The 15,290-nt window shown below is 37.1% G+C and carries 16 protein-coding genes and 1 pseudogene; 9 read left to right on the forward strand and 8 right to left on the reverse strand.

Going from position 1 to position 15,290, the window contains the following annotated elements; all coding sequences use genetic code 11:
* Positions 1-96: 96 nt before the first annotated feature.
* A complete protein-coding gene (locus QSE00_RS21370; protein WP_286107439.1) occupies positions 97-633 on the reverse strand; it encodes a hypothetical protein in 537 nt (178 codons plus the stop codon).
* A gap of 431 nt (positions 634-1,064) precedes the next feature.
* Here QSE00_RS21370 and sbnA point away from each other — a divergent pair, with 431 nt between their 5' ends.
* The 6 genes from sbnA (at position 1,065) to QSE00_RS21400 (ending at position 7,373) form a co-directional block, all read left to right on the forward strand.
* On the forward strand, positions 1,065-2,090 hold the full coding sequence (gene sbnA / locus QSE00_RS21375; RefSeq protein WP_286107440.1) for a 2,3-diaminopropionate biosynthesis protein SbnA: 1,026 nt from the start codon (positions 1,065-1,067) through the stop codon (positions 2,088-2,090).
* Positions 2,077-3,900 (forward strand): FAD/NAD(P)-binding protein, encoded by a 1,824-nt coding sequence (locus QSE00_RS21380; protein WP_286107441.1) that lies wholly within the window; start codon positions 2,077-2,079, stop codon positions 3,898-3,900. The genes sbnA and QSE00_RS21380 overlap by 14 nt, the downstream gene beginning before the upstream one ends.
* Positions 3,901-3,902: 2 nt before the next feature.
* Positions 3,903-5,357 (forward strand): type III PLP-dependent enzyme domain-containing protein, encoded by a 1,455-nt coding sequence (locus QSE00_RS21385; RefSeq protein WP_286107442.1) that lies wholly within the window; start codon positions 3,903-3,905, stop codon positions 5,355-5,357.
* A 55-nt stretch (positions 5,358-5,412) separates the two neighbouring features.
* Entirely contained in the window at positions 5,413-5,664 is a 252-nt protein-coding gene (locus tag QSE00_RS21390; RefSeq protein ID WP_286107443.1) for a SemiSWEET family sugar transporter, read from the forward strand.
* 333 nt (positions 5,665-5,997) lie between these two features.
* Entirely contained in the window at positions 5,998-6,399 is a 402-nt protein-coding gene (locus QSE00_RS21395) for a VOC family protein (protein WP_286107444.1), read from the forward strand.
* Positions 6,400-6,923: 524 nt separating this feature from the next.
* Positions 6,924-7,373 (forward strand): ferritin-like domain-containing protein, encoded by a 450-nt coding sequence (locus tag QSE00_RS21400; RefSeq protein ID WP_286107445.1) that lies wholly within the window; start codon positions 6,924-6,926, stop codon positions 7,371-7,373.
* An 804-nt stretch (positions 7,374-8,177) separates the two neighbouring features.
* Here the strand turns inward: QSE00_RS21400 and QSE00_RS21410 are convergent.
* The 4 genes from QSE00_RS21410 to istA form a co-directional block, all read right to left on the reverse strand.
* A complete protein-coding gene (locus tag QSE00_RS21410; protein WP_286107446.1) occupies positions 8,178-8,699 on the reverse strand; it encodes a GrpB family protein in 522 nt (173 codons plus the stop codon).
* Positions 8,700-8,929: 230 nt separating this feature from the next.
* Entirely contained in the window at positions 8,930-9,520 is a 591-nt protein-coding gene (locus QSE00_RS21415) for an FAD-dependent oxidoreductase (protein ID WP_286107447.1), read from the reverse strand.
* A 71-nt stretch (positions 9,521-9,591) separates the two neighbouring features.
* Positions 9,592-10,326, reverse strand: a complete 735-nt coding sequence (gene istB / locus QSE00_RS21420; RefSeq protein ID WP_286107448.1) for an IS21-like element helper ATPase IstB — start codon at positions 10,324-10,326, stop codon at positions 9,592-9,594.
* 17 nt (positions 10,327-10,343) lie between these two features.
* Complete coding sequence (gene istA / locus QSE00_RS21425; RefSeq protein ID WP_286107449.1) at positions 10,344-11,873, reverse strand: IS21 family transposase; 1,530 nt, start codon at positions 11,871-11,873, stop codon at positions 10,344-10,346.
* A gap of 352 nt (positions 11,874-12,225) precedes the next feature.
* On the opposite strand from istA, the gene QSE00_RS21430 reads away from it, so the two are divergent.
* From QSE00_RS21430 to QSE00_RS21440, 3 genes are all read left to right on the forward strand, one after another.
* The gene (locus QSE00_RS21430; protein WP_247097545.1) at positions 12,226-12,495 is read left to right on the forward strand and encodes a type II toxin-antitoxin system Phd/YefM family antitoxin; all 270 of its coding nucleotides are present in this window, start codon (positions 12,226-12,228) and stop codon (positions 12,493-12,495) included.
* Positions 12,495-12,773, forward strand: a complete 279-nt coding sequence (locus tag QSE00_RS21435) for a Txe/YoeB family addiction module toxin (RefSeq protein WP_286107450.1) — start codon at positions 12,495-12,497, stop codon at positions 12,771-12,773. Before QSE00_RS21430 ends, QSE00_RS21435 begins: the two co-directional genes overlap by 1 nt.
* Before the next feature lie 96 nt (positions 12,774-12,869).
* Complete coding sequence (locus QSE00_RS21440) at positions 12,870-14,066, forward strand: IS256 family transposase (RefSeq protein WP_286107451.1); 1,197 nt, start codon at positions 12,870-12,872, stop codon at positions 14,064-14,066.
* A 395-nt stretch (positions 14,067-14,461) separates the two neighbouring features.
* Here the strand turns inward: QSE00_RS21440 and QSE00_RS21445 are convergent, their stop codons facing one another.
* From QSE00_RS21445 to QSE00_RS21455, 3 genes and pseudogenes are all read right to left on the reverse strand, one after another.
* Entirely contained in the window at positions 14,462-14,719 is a 258-nt protein-coding gene (locus QSE00_RS21445; protein WP_286107452.1) for a hypothetical protein, read from the reverse strand.
* Between the two features lie 2 nt (positions 14,720-14,721).
* On the reverse strand, positions 14,722-14,991 hold the full coding sequence (locus QSE00_RS21450) for a helix-turn-helix domain-containing protein (protein WP_286107453.1): 270 nt from the start codon (positions 14,989-14,991) through the stop codon (positions 14,722-14,724).
* Positions 14,992-15,120: 129 nt separating this feature from the next.
* Positions 15,121-15,290, reverse strand: a pseudogene (locus QSE00_RS21455) (site-specific integrase); the annotation flags it as partial.

The following is a 15,290-nucleotide window of genomic DNA, read 5'->3' on the forward strand; positions in this document are numbered from 1 at the left end:
CTTGAATTCAATTGATGGCTCTATTAATTTTATAATTAGGAAAAAGTCAACTAATGAATTAATTGGGTTGTTTGGAATATAGAATTTGACATTGACTCAATTTTCTATCTTGTTACTTTCATCACGAACTAGTGGATGATCTTTTCTGCCTAAACCGACTATTTTTATAATATTAACTACTGTATTATAAAGTAAAAGTACAACTACAATAAGTCCAGCACTCAATAGACTTGAAATGCCTAATGAAATATAATAAAGTGTGCTGAACCAATTATCTGGCACATTACTCGATTCTGTAATTGGTAAGTTGAATATAAGAAATGTTATTACCGCTGCGATAAAAATAGTTGTATCGAGTTTGGCTATTATTAGTACCTCACGATAATAGTCTTTTTTTAATTCTGATTTAGTGGTAGAACTAAGTCCTAATAAAGTTAATAAAAGAGCTAAAATTGTTGCTGATGCCAAAGCAATCGTATTACATAATGTGTTAATTCCATCCAAAGAGCTTTTAATAAGGATTTTGGCTTCGTACCCACTTAACTTACCTAAAAGAAAGGTGCTCAGTGCAATTACTATCATGCATATTAAACCACCAATAAAAGCTCGTCTAGTATATTTATTCATTTCCATCTCTAAGGTATTTCTGGAATATGGTTAATTTAAATTGATAAAACTTAATAAAGTATTCAGAACATATTCGGGGGTATTGGTCAGCAAAATAGTTAATTAAAAATTCCTAATGTACCCCGATAAAGCAATTAAATTATCTCATTTGTCATTATTAAGAATTCAGTGCTATTTGCTAAATAGGAAACTGATATAATCTTATGTGCCTAAATGAATAGACAGATACAGTGAAATACCTTTATAGTGACAACTTAATGCAGCGGAAAAATGTAAAATGCATATCACCTATATTCTGTTTTTACACAAGATTATCTTTCGAATCAATAATTATGGACATCAAGTTAATATTAGAGGTAATGAAGATTTATCTTACTCGAAATTTAACTCAAGGCTAAATGCGCCCGGAGATTTATTAGAACTTTAACATAACTACTATGAATAGGATAGCATCTCATATTATGGATTCAATAGGTAATACACCACTTATCCGCTTGAATAGAATGTTTGAAGACACCAGATTGGTTTATGCTAAAATGGAGGGCTTTAATCCCGCCGGTAGTATGAAGGATAGATCGGCCAGTCGAATTGTCTGCGAATTAATGCGAGAAGGTAAATTACAAAAAGGGGGGACAGTCATCGAATCTAGTTCTGGTAATATGGCAGTTGGCCTTGCTCAAGCTTGTTTATTTCATGGATTAAATTTAAAAGTAGTTGTCGATCCAAACCTTAATCCCCACACCAAAAAACTATTGGAAGTGTACGGAGCAGAAATAATTGTCGTTCACCAGCCAACTTCGGAGGGTGGTTTTTTGGGGGCACGATTAAATAAAGTAAAGGAATTGCTTTATTCCGTGCCCAATAGTGTGTGGTCAAACCAGTACCGCAACCCAAACAATCCAAAAGCGTACCACCAAACTATGCGGGAGATTATGCAGCAACTCAATAAACAGGTAGATTATATTTTTATTGCTACAAGTACGTGCGGAAGTCTGATGGGGTGTTCAGATTATATCAAGAAACAGAAACTTGATACAAAATTAGTGGCAGTCGATGCCATTGGTAGTGTTTTATTTGGTGGGCCTACCAAATTGAGAAAAATTCCCGGTCATGGCGCAGGCATGCCCTCTCAGTTTCTTATCCCTGATAGAGTGTATGACGTTATGCATGTTGCCGATATCGATTGCATTAAAGGTTGTATGAAATTATTGAAGGAGGAAGCTATTCTTGCTGGAGGTTCATCTGGTGGAGTAGTATCTGCTTATTTAAGATATCAATACAAATTGCCTGAAAATTCAGTGTCGGTGCTTTTATTTCCAGATAAGGGTGAACGTTACCTTGATACGGTCTACAACCCTAAATGGATAAGGGAAAATTTTATTTCTGACCAAATCTCCTCTGAATTTCAAAATGAAAGAGTGTTAAAAAATTATAATCAATTTATCGAACATGAAAGCTTATAGAATTGCTATTGTGGGTTTAGGGCCAAAAGGTCTTTACGCTTTCGAGCGTCTTTTAGCACAACTTGGCAACTTGGAAATTGATAAAAACATTGAAGTGCATTTATTTGAAAAATCAGGAAATTTCGGGGCTGGAGAGATTTATGACCCGGTTCAACCCAGTTATTTACTGATGAACTATCCTAACCGCAATATCAATGTATGGCCATCGGAAATATTAAAGCCTGTGGTCGATAATAGACTATCGTTCGCTGATTGGATAGCAAAAGGAACTTATAACAAAGATTCAAATTTAAACGATCATTTTGCTTCAAGATCGATGGTGGGATATTATTTAACGGAGTGTTTCGAAAAATTGTACAGAGCAGGTATTAGTTCCTATCGTATTGTTAAACATCGTAGTTCTGTTGTCAGTATAATCAAGAAAGCAGGTGTATACGAGTTGGGATATCTAGACGAATTAGATGCAAAGGATCAATTCCTTACAGTAAATAATATATTAATTTCCACTGGTCATTGTAGTTGGAAGGGACAACTTCAAGAAAAAGAAAAGCCCGAAAGCACTAGTGAAACACGGAAATCATTTATCCCATTTATTTATCCTGTTGATTCCAAATTGTCTGTAATACAAAGCAATACCCAAGTAGCAATCAAAGGTATGGGATTAACTTTTATTGACGCTCTTTTGGCATTGACAGAAGGTCGAGGAGGACGTTTTATAAAAAAGGATGATGAGTCCTATATTTATGAGCCTTCGAAAAGGGAACCTGGTAAAATATATGGTTTTTGCCGTAGTGGACTTCCGATGATCCCACGCTCAACCAGAGAAGGAAAAAAGCCTTATCTACCCGTATTTTTTACTCTAAGATCCATATATGGGCGGATAGTAAATGGGGAAAAACCAAGTTTTTTAAAGAATATCTTGCCACTTTATATTTTGGAGGCTGAATACAACTTCTACAAGGTAGCTTTTCATAAAAAAGGATTGAACCTTGACCCCGATGACAATGTAGATAGATTTAGATGCCAAATCCTGAAATTCCATAAAGACTACCCTAATGAACAGACATTTAATTTCGAGAATATCTTCAAACCTGTCGACTTCCAAAATCCTACAGATAATCTTGGGCCATTGGCCTATTTGAGATATGTGATGTCTGAAGCGGAATTGGGTTCAGAGAAAAGTCCATTCATGGCCGCGGTAATGACCTGGGGAAATATTAGTGAACAGTTTAGTGAAATATATAATTTTGGAGGAATGACTGCAGAATCCCATCGTTTTTTTGATCTAAATTATCGTTCCCAGCTCAATCGCATATCCTATGGTCCACCCTTGACGAATATGAAAAAGATATTGGCCTTATTAGAGCATGGAATTTTAAACTTGGATTATTCTAAAAATCCAGTTGTTAAAAGAAAAAATAACAAATGGACATTAAAAGTTGCCAATAGAGGTCCTGTTAATGCCGAAGTGCTTGTAGATGCGCGGATTCCAACAAATACGTCCAGGGATAATTGGTCTGAATTGCTCATTGGCTTACAAAATAATGAACTGTTAAGGGAGTTTATTGTCCCTGGAAAGGAAAGCTACAATACAGGTTGTCCTGAGGTAGATAGAAGTGGAAGGTTGATCGATTCTAAGGGAAATATCAACCCTGATATTACTTTATATGGAACTTTGACGGAAGGCATAACCTATGATAATGATTCTCTCTCTCGAACAAAAAATAATTTTGCTTCCGATTGGGCTTTGCGAACAGCAAGGAGTTACTCTAACATCGGATTAAATAGTTATATAAAAACGCTAAGATAAATATGACCTATTCAAAATCTAAAGGCAAATACCCTTTGACTCCTATCACCAGTGATTGGATGAAGGATATTATGGCAGAGGTACAACTTTTGGAAGAGTTGACAAAGCAATATGGATCCCCAATAAATCTTCACCACATACCTTCTTTTAGAAAAAATATCGATAATTTAAATCAAGTCTTTAAAACATATAATATCGATTCTAAGATTTACTTTGCCAGGAAGGCCAATAAATCAAAAAGTTTGGTTAGAGCGGCGATTGATTTTAAAATAGGTGTTGATACCGCCAGCTATAATGAACTTGAAGAGGCCATAGATCTTGGAGCAAGCTCAGACGATTTGGTTTTAACCGCAGCAGTTAAAACAACCACTATGTTGAAATATGCCATAGAAAACAATGTATTAATAATTATTGACAACCATGATGAGCTAAGATTGACCCAAAAAATAGCAAAGGATCTAAATGTAATTGCAAGTATAGGAATACGATTGAGCGGCTTTAAGGTTGATGGTAAAAAATTATACAGTAGATTTGGATTCGATATCGATAAAGATATTGAGCATTTAAAGATATGGTTTTCACAAATATCTGAATTCCATAATATTTATTTAAAGGGCTTCCATTTTCATTTAGACGGCTATTCCATTGTACAACGTGCTGAAGCGATATTGCAAACTTTGGAACTTTTGGACGAATTAAACAATTCTGGCTGCAAAATTACTTTTCTGGATATAGGGGGCGGTATACTGATAAATTACCTGGATTCCAAAGAGGAATGGGAAAATTTTAAGGAAGGGTTACAGATGGCGGTTCTGGAAAGAAGTTCTCCAATAACTTTTATGAACAACGGTTTGGGTTTAAGAAAGGCTGATAATGAAAATTCTGTAGTTGGAGAATTGAACACATATCCCTATTACAATGAAATAAATGGATCGCAATTTCTTGAGAAAATATTGACTTATAAGAAAAATTCGGGTCCGTCTGTTTATGAACTGGTTAATGACAGAAAAATCCAATTAAGAATTGAACCTGGACGAGCATTATTGCAAGAAGTTGGCATGACTATAGCGAAAGTTGCGCATAGAAAGAAAGATGCCAACGGGACCTGGCTTGTTGGATTGGAAATGAACATGAGTCAGCTTAAAAGCTCAAGTGCTGATTTCTTATTAGATCCATTTATAGTATATCAGAAACCGGTAAATGACGGTAATGCTGTAGAACTTTATCTTACTGGCGCATATTGTTTGGAGCAGGACGTAATATTGAAAAGAAAACTAACTTTTCCAAAATTACCTGAAATCGGTGATTTTGTAGTATTTATTAATACTGGTGGTTACATGATGCATTTTTATGAAACCGAAGCACACCTTTTTGAGCTGTCCACAAACCTATATATTCTTGATACTAAAGATAAAAAACCGCCTGAAATTTTAGTAGACGATTTGATTCTAAATTAATGATTGTCAATTTCATGCAATGATGTGTCCGAACAATCCTTAAATAATATAATAAATGGTCGATAATATCGGAATTTTTGCGGGTTTTTTTACAACCATAGGTGCGCTGCCACAAATAATTAAGGCATACCGAACCAAAAGTGTGGGTGATATATCGTTATGGATGTTTGTAACCATACTAACCGGTGTTATCCTATGGACAATTTACGGAACAATAAAAATGGATTGGCCAATAATTATAACCAATGGGTTATCCTCTATCTTGAATGGTATTATGATTCTTTTTTATTTTAAATTTTACAAGTGATTATAAGTCTAATTGTACATTAGAAATATTCAAATATATTTTATAAGTAGTTATTGGATTCCATTCTTTAAACCTTTACTAATTATAGATTGGATATCTGTTGATGAAAAGATAAACATGCTATAAGTTTTTGGATGGTTACAGGAATTTTAAGAGCGTAGTGCTTTCAATTCAATGCTTACATTTTTAAGCAATCCAAGACACAAATGTGATTGGTTGAGTAAAGTAAAATAAAATAACCCCTTTTTGCTTTAGAACTAAGAACATTTCTTTTACGATCAATTTGAACGGTTGTCCTATAGTATTTTTAATGTAAACTAAATAATAAAAGATATGACTGTACAAGCTTACTTGGCTTTTGGGGGCAATTGTCAGGAGGCCCTTAATTTTTACGCGGATTGTTTCAATGCAGAAATTAAGAATAGACAAACTTATGCAGATAAGGAATTAGATGTCCCTTCTTCTTACAGAGGTAAACTTCAACATGCTGAACTGAAGGGAAATGGAGTGCATTTAATGGCCTATGATGCCACACCGGATACTCCTTTGACAGCTGGTAGTAAAATACATTTGAGTATTGACTTGGATCAAAAGAAAAATGCAGTGGACCTTTTTAAAAAATTATCTTCCGGCGGCAGGATTCACCATGATTTGCGCGAAAGAGAATGGAAAGCCCTTTTTGCCCGTTTTACGGATAAATATGGAATAAATTGGATGATTAACTGTGATATTTGAGCTGAGGTGGTTTAATAAAATATAAAATTTTAAGCATATGAAAACTTCAAATTTATTAGGACTGACATCTACTTTCATTAGAAATGGTAAATGGAAAATAATGGTTGTGGGTGCTCAATTGGCGTATCTTAGTTATCGTTACATGCAATCAAGAAGAAAAACCAAAAAGTAGATTCAGCTGAAGTGAGGATAAAAAATATATTTTATAATTTAATATGAAATAAATTCTAAAGTAAAAAAATCGATTTACTGTATAATTATCTTGGAGGAGCGTATTAAGGATATATCCATTTCGTCATCTACAACTAATTAATAATGAATGCATCCTTGTGGGATTAGATAACTTATAGAAACGGACTATGCGCCTGGTGAATTAAAAACCATATTATTCAATTAATTTGTAATCCACAATTATTAGAGTTCATATTAATATGATTTGAATTAAAGTAGACTAACGTTGCATTGTAATTTTATGAATATGCTAAGCGGTAGGCATTATTGGTTTCCGCACTAAATTATTAATCATGAATAATATTGTAAGAGATATAGAGGAACGTCTGAATGATATCATTCAGAAAAATGAGGACTCCATTAAGGGTTACGAAAAGGCTGCTGAGAATACCACTGAATCAGGATTGCAGACCTATTTTCACAATAAGGCTCGAGAGCGCCGTATATTTTTAGAAGAGTTAAAATCTGTAGCCCCGGCATTAACTACTAGGGAAAAAATTGATGGTAGTACGTTAGGGGCCATGCACCGAACTTGGATGGATATTAAAGCATTCTTTTCAGGTGATGATGCCGAGGCTATGTTGGAGGAAGCTATTAGAGGGGATAATTCTGCAATAGAAGAATATAATGAAATTTTAGTTGATGGTCGTTTGCCGGCTGACATCGCAAATGTAATTAGAAGACAGCGTGACCATCTGAATGAAGATCTGAAACGAATAAAAACGTTGGAAGACCTGAGATGATTTTAGGCTTCTCGCTTAAGTATAAAGCCCCTTTTAGGGGCTTTATTTTTCTTAACCATAAATTACATTACCATTGCTATTATCGCGAAGTGATTTATTATTGGTTATTCCTAAGTTGATTAATGTAAAATAGGCCAAAGTTAGAATTACCGGCAGAACCACCTTTAGGTTTATTTTAATAATTGATAATAAGACGAATATTTTTATCGGAGTTTATATATCTCTATCCTATCGGGACTTCCTGCCCACGAAAAACACATCGCATTCAGTATCATTCGCAAAACTGGTTTGGACTATTCCATGTCGAACTTACCCCTGATCTATGCATATAGGTACAAAGGGTACGGCCTACCGCCAAATACTACGAACGCTTTTTTGAATTTGTAAGCAAAGAGACCACCAGTGTCAAACGTGGACATAATCTCAATTTTGATACGCGCATTACCACCGGCGAAAAGGAAGTAGCAAAACGACGAGCAGATCTGTTCTTTAGGCTACAACAAGGCGAGTTTATTGCCTTTGTCGATGGAAGGGACAAAAAACTGCGGTTCAAATTACAGAACATTAAAAAAGAAATTCCACCTAAAACGAATTACTTTACCCCGGAAGATTTGAGAATGAATTTTGAAAGGATTTATAGAGAGGTTAATACTATAACTGGCATTGGCACATAGCTGTTAAGATATTCCAGTTTTTAAATCAGCCCTCTATTTTGTATTCCGCCATAATTGGTATATCCTTTAAGTTTATGTGGTTAGTACATTGCGGATCCATTTTTGTAACTATTTGTACTTAAACGATTGTTCATTTTACCAAACCTTTCTCTGTTCGTGCAAGCTCCATAACAAACCGAATGAACTCTGATTTTGACTTAGTGTATTCTTCTATGTTGTTGTAATTTATTAAAACCAATTGCTCCTTTAATGAGGTGTACTTACTAACAAATTCTGGGTTTTTTCTTAAATAATCCCGAAATAATAATTCACTTCTTAAATAAAAATTTTTATCATATGGGAGTATATGTAAATTATGCGTCCAGACTTCTGCCGCAGTACATTTGGAGAATAGATGCCTGTTTGACATATCTGTAATAGAATATCTGTAATTTAAGCCCTGTAGTTTGTCATTGTAATAAGACACATTATGTAATGGAGAAACAGCAAGAAAAATATCTATGATAGGTTTTGCACTTAATTTAGGAACAGATGTACTACCAATGTGTTCAATCGCTTTAATTTCTTTCCCAAAAATATCCTCTAATACCTTGCGTTCCAGTTCATACTTTCTTTTCCAGTTTTTGGAATGTGACTGAATTTCAATTGTCATATTCTTTTGTTATTTAAAAATGGCTTGCATAAAAGGATGGCCAAAATTATCGGCGAATCGGTAACAATGGACATCCTATAATAAATATGTATTGTTTTAATTCAATTGCTTGGGGTACTTCCCTTTAAGTAAATTTATTATCTCCTCAGCCTTATTATATTTTAGGATATTTCGAGGCTTAAGCGAGTTAACACTTACATCTGAATTTCAAATTCATCATTAGTAGCAACTTAAAGGTTAATTGTTCCCTTTCCGGATATTTCAAGGAAGGCTTCTTTCATAACCTCGGTATAGCTTGGGTGTGGGTAGGAAATATTGGTCATATCCCGATCTGTAATTTCATAAACCAAAGCTGTTACACCAATGCTGATCATGTCTGCCGCTCTTGGGCTAAAAATGTGCATACCTAATATTTCACCATATTTTGGGTGGGCCAATATTTTTACAAAACCGTCTTTTTCACCTGCAGCCCGGGCACGGCCGAAAGCTGAAAAGGGAATTTTTGATGATTTGAAATCAACCTTCTTCTGTGTCAGTTCCTGTTCTGTCAGACCCACTGAAGCAATTTCGGGCCAAGTATATACTACATTAGGGATGGATTTGTGGTCTAAATAAGGTTTTTGACCATCTATGGTTTCCGCAACGAATGTTCCCTCTTCTTCTGCCTTATGGGCCAACATAGCCCCCCCGATTACATCGCCAATTGCATATATGTTCGGGATGTTGGTCTGAAGTCGCTTATTGGTTATAACAAAGCCTTTATTATCATGGATATTCCGGTCATAGTGACCACCCCATTCCGGAGTATGTTGACCAGTCATTTTCAGGTTTCTAAAAGAACGATTTGTGAGCTATCATATTGAACAAATTTATTGATTTTTTTAGCTGCTTTTTATTCTACTCTGCTTTTCTTTTTTCGCATAGATTCCCCCTGAAGTTCAAAACAATGTGCATGGTGCACAAGTCTGTCCATAGTTGCATCTGCAATGGTTTTCTCCCCAATAATATCATACCAGCGGCTTACTGGTAATTGGGAAGTGATGATTACTGAGTTCTTACCATGTCGATCCTCGATAATCTCTAAAAGTGCTATTCTGCTTTGTTGATCCATTGGTTGTAGGCCAAAATCATCTAGGATGATAAGCTGCAAACGTTCCAATTTGGCCAGTTCTTTCAAATAGAACCCATCAGCTTTGGCCATCTTTAGTTTAGCCATCAAACGGTTGGTGTTGTAATATTTTATCCTATATCCATCTATACATGCCTGGTAGCCTAATGCGGTAGCGAGATAGCTTTTACCTGCCCCGGTACTTCCGGTAATGAGAACGTCCTGTCCATTAGAGATATAATCTCCTTGAGCTAAGCGTAAGAGTTTGGTACGGTCCAAATTGCGAGAGGCATCAAAGATTACGTCTTCTAAAGCTGCCCTATAGCGGAACTGGGCACTTTGTACACTGCGTTCAATCTTTCGATTTTGACGATAATCGTATTCTGTTTCAATAAGCTGGGCCATGAGTTGGTCAATGGTATAATGATCGCTCTTGCCGCTTTCAATGGTTGTTTTAAAGACTTCGTACATGCCGTGAAGCCCAAGGGTTTTCATTTTCGATAACGTGGTTTGATTCATATAGATGTGTTTATTGATTACTTATAATAATTGCTTCCTCTGATGTTTTTATGGGAAGGGATTGATTCTTCCTGTTGTTCTTCTTCCATTTGGTCGAGTCCTCTATCGAGAATGTTTTGCACCATCATATAATTGTAGATCCCATATTCAAGGGATTTTCCACAGGCTTTGACCAAACGTTCCTTACCTACCTTTTTGGTAAGGGAAAGTATGCCCATACAACTTTTATAGGCTTGTTCCGGATGTTGTTTTTTATTGAGAATGTTGGTGATCAATACTTTTACATCCTGATCGATGGAGGCCGCCCAATCTATAAAACGCTGGGGTGTCCACTCTCTGGCAAAGCGATGGGTTGAGGCCATATGTTCGGCCAGCGTACTGTAATGATGGGGGCTTTTTACCCTTGGGTGCACGGCGATACGTCCATAGCCATAAAAAATCTCAACGTTTTTTGCGCTATAGAGAATCTTTACCTTCTTGCGGATATATTGATATGGAACGCTATAGTAATGCTTGTCTTCTCCTAAAATAACATGTCCATTATTGAGAACGGTCACAAGGGCTTGTTTACGGACCTCATAATACTGTTGGGGAAGTAAGCAGAGTTGATCCCTTTCAAGCTCTTCGAAGAGCTGTCTACGGCTGTATGGCCTTCCCGTCATATTTGCATTGTTATGCTTCTCCAAAAGAATCAATATGGATTGGTTGAGCGACTTGAGGTCGAAGAATTGTTGTTCCTTTAATATGCTGTATATACGCGTATAGAGGATCTTAACGGCTCCTTCTACTAAAGACTTGTCTCTGGGTTTATAGGCTCTTGCCGGCAATACCGTTGTGCCATAGTGTTCGGAGAAATCCAAAAACGTTTCGTTCAAAGTAGGCTCATAACGATTGCTTTTGGTCACGGCCGACTTAAGGTTGTCAGGGACTATGGCAGCCGGAACTCCGCCAAAATAATGCATCGCATTTTCTACCGAGGATATAAAGTCCTCTTTTTTCTGGCTCAAACTTGCCTCTGCATAGGTGAGTTGGCTCGCCCCAAGTATAGCTACAAAGAATTGTATATCAATGATCTCCCCGCTTTCCCTATCAATAAGTTCAAGGGTCTCACCTGCATAATCCACATACATCTTGTCTCCGGCCTTGTGGGTCATGTGCATGGTAGGCCTGACATGAATGCTACGGCTCCACCGGTTGTAATGTTCACAAAACTGGCTACTTTGGACTCCTTGCGGGTATTGCCCTTTATACTCCTGCCATAGCAGCATCTTGGTAAATCCAGTTTTCTTGAGTTGCCGCTCTGCATAAGGAAAGAAAGCGTACAAGGCCTTTAAATGCTCAGGGAGCTCCCGCTGGGGAGCATTTATAAATAAAGCCTCTAGGGATAGGTCACTCAAAACCTCAATCTCCTCATACGGCATTTTTAAGGCACTAAATTGCCTTATGTACTTCTTCACCGTGTTTCGGGAAATACCTAGGTACTGACTGATAAACACCTTGCTCTTTCCTTGAAGGTGTAGTTTAATAACATTTCTTAGTTTACTCATCTCTATCGATTTTCCGGCCATCTCCTTTGCTGTTTGGTTTAATAACAGCTCGAAGATAACCCTCGATAGCTCTCTGTAATTCGCTTGATTTTAGGTGGTCAACATGCCCCGGAATGGGGTGGTCAACATACTCAGGAATGCCATGGTCAGTTTAAACCGGAATTAGGTGGTCAATATCACCGGATTTTCCAGCTACACCAACTTTATTCATTCTCACTTTTTATGGGCCGATTTAAAGAACTATTTTTTTACATAAAAGCTTAAATTCGAACAAAGAAAGAAATATTTGGACATTTGATATAAATATTGTACTTTTACTTGTACATTTTTTTGTACATAAAAATATATTATTATGAAAGCTATAACAATATCGACTTTAAGAAAGAGTATGAAAAAGCAGTTTGATTATGTTTCTAAATCAATGGAAGTTATAATCGTTCCAAGAACTAAAGGAGATGATGCTGTTGTAATAATGTCTATTAGCGAATATAATTCACTGAAAGAAACAGAGCATTTATTATCTACAAACGCCAATAGAAAACGACTTGCAGAATCAATTGAACAAATTTCCAATGGAGAGTTAGTTCCTTATAATGAGGATGAAATTCAACTGGCACAATAATGAACATTGATTTCGCCGCACACGCTTGGGATGACTTTACATATTGGTTAGAAAATGATGCTGATACAGCTCTTAAAATAAAGGAGCTGATAAAGGCAATTAAACAAAACCCCTTTAAAGGATTAGGAAAGCCTGAACCACTAAAACACGGACTTAAGGGGTTTTGGTCAAGGAGAATTACTGGAGAGCACAGACTTGTTTACCGTGTTTCTGGTAAAAAGGGAATTGACCAGAAATGTACAATTATTCAATGTCGATTTCATTATGACGACAAATAAAAACAGTTGGAGGACTATCTCATAAAGTGTGTAAATAGAAAATAGCGGGGGCATGCCCCCGCTATTTTTTTGTTTAATTTTAAATATTTACACCTTATGAAAAAAGAGGAATTGTTCAATGATGAGTTTTTAAAGCAGTTCAGATCCGGCGACGAACTCAATGGGTTTTTGAAGGAACTCCAGAAACGTGGCATCGAGAAGATGCTCGAAGGGGAGCTTGATGGTCACCTGGATTATGACAAACACCAAAAATCCAAGGATAATAACTCCCGTAACGGTTATTCGTCAAAAAAGGTCCGGACTTCCTTCGGGGAATCCGAGATTGCCGTCCCCAGGGACCGGGACGCGTCCTTCAACCCTATGGTCGTCCCCAAGCGGGGCAACATGGTCGACGGTATCGAGAACGTTATCGTATCGCTCTATGCCAAGGGCATGAGCAACAGCGATATCGAGGAGCAGATAAGGGAGGTCTATAATTTCGACGTATCCACCTCCACCATATCGAGGATCACCGACAAGGTGTCGAACGATATCTTAGCCTGGCAGAACCGTCCGTTGGAGCCGGTCTACCTGATCGTTTGGATGGACGGTATCGTCTTCAAGGTCAGGGAAAGTTCCAAGGTCATCAACAAGACCGTATACGTGGCCGTAGGCCTGCGCAGGGACGGAAAAAAGGAAGTCCTCGGCCTCTGGCTGGGCAAGAACGAATCCTCCGCCTTTTGGATGTCGGTGCTGACCGACATGAAGGCCCGTGGCACGGAGGACATCCTGATCACGGCCACCGACAACCTTAACGGGTTCACGGATACCATCAAAAGCGTGTTCCCCGAATCAAAGACCCAGATATGCGTGGTGCACCAGATACGCAATGCATGCAGATATGTGGTATGGAAGGACAAGAAGGCCTTCACCGCCGATATGAAACATATCTACAATGCCCCCAACCAAAAGGCCGCGAAGGCCGCCCTGGAAGATTTTGCGGGACAATGGGAGACCAAGTACTCCTATGCGATAAAGAGCTGGAGGGACAATTGGGAGGACCTGACCGTGTTCTTCGAGTTCCCGTTAGAGATAAGGAAGATCATCTATACCACCAACCTTATCGAGAACCTGAACGGCAAGATCAGGAAGTACACCAAGAACAAACTGTCGTTCCCGACGGACGATGCGGTGATGAAATCCGTATATTTGGCGACAAGGGAGGCCACCAAAAAGTGGTCGCTGCCCATCAGGAACTGGGGCATCATTTTAAACCAGTTCCTTACGATCTATGAAAAAAGGGTCAGACTTTAGATAAAAGTCGAACCCCTGTTATTTTTAACTTACACAGTTAATGGGATAGTGTCACAGTTGGCTACTTATCTTATGAAAAGCCCCAGCCTAGTTTCTTAAACGGAACCATTTTTGGGACACTACCTATACTTCAAACCAGTTCCGCAATAGCCATGAACGTTTTTTGGAACACCGCTAAATTCAACATAGTGCAATTATTCCCACCTTTTAATATACTTATCTGCCACTTAATTATAAAGTTCATTTTTCCCATTCCTATCTCTAAACTTTCTGAAAATTCACGGAATCATCATTTTTAAGAAGGTTTATGGGTCGTGATTGTTGCAGAAGTGTTCTAGGCGGAAGATATCGATTCAAGAAGACTGATTTAATGTGCGAGCATTTTACAATACTACTTAAAGGGAGAGTTCATTCCCATATTGGTTATCTTTATTTTTTTGTTGAATGATTTTGCTGTCATCCAAAGTAATATTTTTATTTAAGGTAATTTCCTTACAGTATTCTTCCATACCAATTTGCAGTGTGTGTATACGACTAATATCCGATTCAATGTTTTTAAACATTGGAGACTTTAGCTTTAATTCTTTGGCAAGTTCATAGCCAAGATTGAATGCTTCCAGGTAATCTTTATCAACTTTTAGATGTTCTTCCATAATTAAAAAGTTTCACGGGCGTACCTTTCAATGTACTCATAAATGGAATCCCGATCATAGAGAATTATTTTCCTTTGCGGTTGAGAAAATCTAATCTTACCTTCATCCCTTAATTTCTGCAAAGTGGTTGTAGATTTTATATTTAGCAATAACATTGCTTCTTCACCATCAATCCATTTAGCTGGCTTATCACTGCGTTTAGATTCCAAATGCTCTACTACCTTATCAAATAAAGCATAAAAAGCTTCTTCTTGTAGACATACTACCTGCATCGGATTAATGGTTAAAAGTTAAAGGTATGGTAATATTCTTGATTTTTCACCCTATAATATACGTATTATGTCCATTCTTTACCAATAATTTAGGTATAAGCGTTAATCGAATGGTCAAACGGTAACATCTCAATCAAAGTTTAGAACCTTCTCCAAAGCATCATCCGTTTCTTTGTGCATGAAATTTGACTGGTAATTGACGGTGGTTGTAATAGAAGAATGCCTATATAATTTCTGAAGCATTTGAATTGGGATTTTATCCCCTGAAATATTACCGAAGCTGTGCCGTGCAATATGCA

The organism is Arenibacter flavimaris, assembly GCF_030291335.1.
In the GTDB taxonomy this organism is placed as follows: domain Bacteria; phylum Bacteroidota; class Bacteroidia; order Flavobacteriales; family Flavobacteriaceae; genus Arenibacter.

Bases quoted from the DNA above. Each gene is read 5' to 3' on its own strand.
- QSE00_RS21370 (WP_286107439.1), bottom strand. From the start codon at position 633: ATGGAAATGAATAAATATACTAGACGAGCTTTTATTGGTGGTTTAATA.
- sbnA (WP_286107440.1), top strand. From the start codon at position 1,065: ATGAATAGGATAGCATCTCATATTATGGATTCAATAGGTAATACACCA.
- QSE00_RS21380 (WP_286107441.1), top strand. From the start codon at position 2,077: ATGAAAGCTTATAGAATTGCTATTGTGGGTTTAGGGCCAAAAGGTCTT.
- QSE00_RS21385 (WP_286107442.1), top strand. From the start codon at position 3,903: ATGACCTATTCAAAATCTAAAGGCAAATACCCTTTGACTCCTATCACC.
- QSE00_RS21390 (WP_286107443.1), top strand. From the start codon at position 5,413: ATGGTCGATAATATCGGAATTTTTGCGGGTTTTTTTACAACCATAGGT.
- QSE00_RS21395 (WP_286107444.1), top strand. From the start codon at position 5,998: ATGACTGTACAAGCTTACTTGGCTTTTGGGGGCAATTGTCAGGAGGCC.
- QSE00_RS21400 (WP_286107445.1), top strand. From the start codon at position 6,924: ATGAATAATATTGTAAGAGATATAGAGGAACGTCTGAATGATATCATT.
- QSE00_RS21410 (WP_286107446.1), bottom strand. From the start codon at position 8,699: ATGACAATTGAAATTCAGTCACATTCCAAAAACTGGAAAAGAAAGTAT.
- QSE00_RS21415 (WP_286107447.1), bottom strand. From the start codon at position 9,520: ATGACTGGTCAACATACTCCGGAATGGGGTGGTCACTATGACCGGAAT.
- istB (WP_286107448.1), bottom strand. From the start codon at position 10,326: ATGAATCAAACCACGTTATCGAAAATGAAAACCCTTGGGCTTCACGGC.
- istA (WP_286107449.1), bottom strand. From the start codon at position 11,873: ATGAGTAAACTAAGAAATGTTATTAAACTACACCTTCAAGGAAAGAGC.
- QSE00_RS21430 (WP_247097545.1), top strand. From the start codon at position 12,226: ATGAAAGCTATAACAATATCGACTTTAAGAAAGAGTATGAAAAAGCAG.
- QSE00_RS21435 (WP_286107450.1), top strand. From the start codon at position 12,495: ATGAACATTGATTTCGCCGCACACGCTTGGGATGACTTTACATATTGG.
- QSE00_RS21440 (WP_286107451.1), top strand. From the start codon at position 12,870: ATGAAAAAAGAGGAATTGTTCAATGATGAGTTTTTAAAGCAGTTCAGA.
- QSE00_RS21445 (WP_286107452.1), bottom strand. From the start codon at position 14,719: ATGGAAGAACATCTAAAAGTTGATAAAGATTACCTGGAAGCATTCAAT.
- QSE00_RS21450 (WP_286107453.1), bottom strand. From the start codon at position 14,991: ATGCAGGTAGTATGTCTACAAGAAGAAGCTTTTTATGCTTTATTTGAT.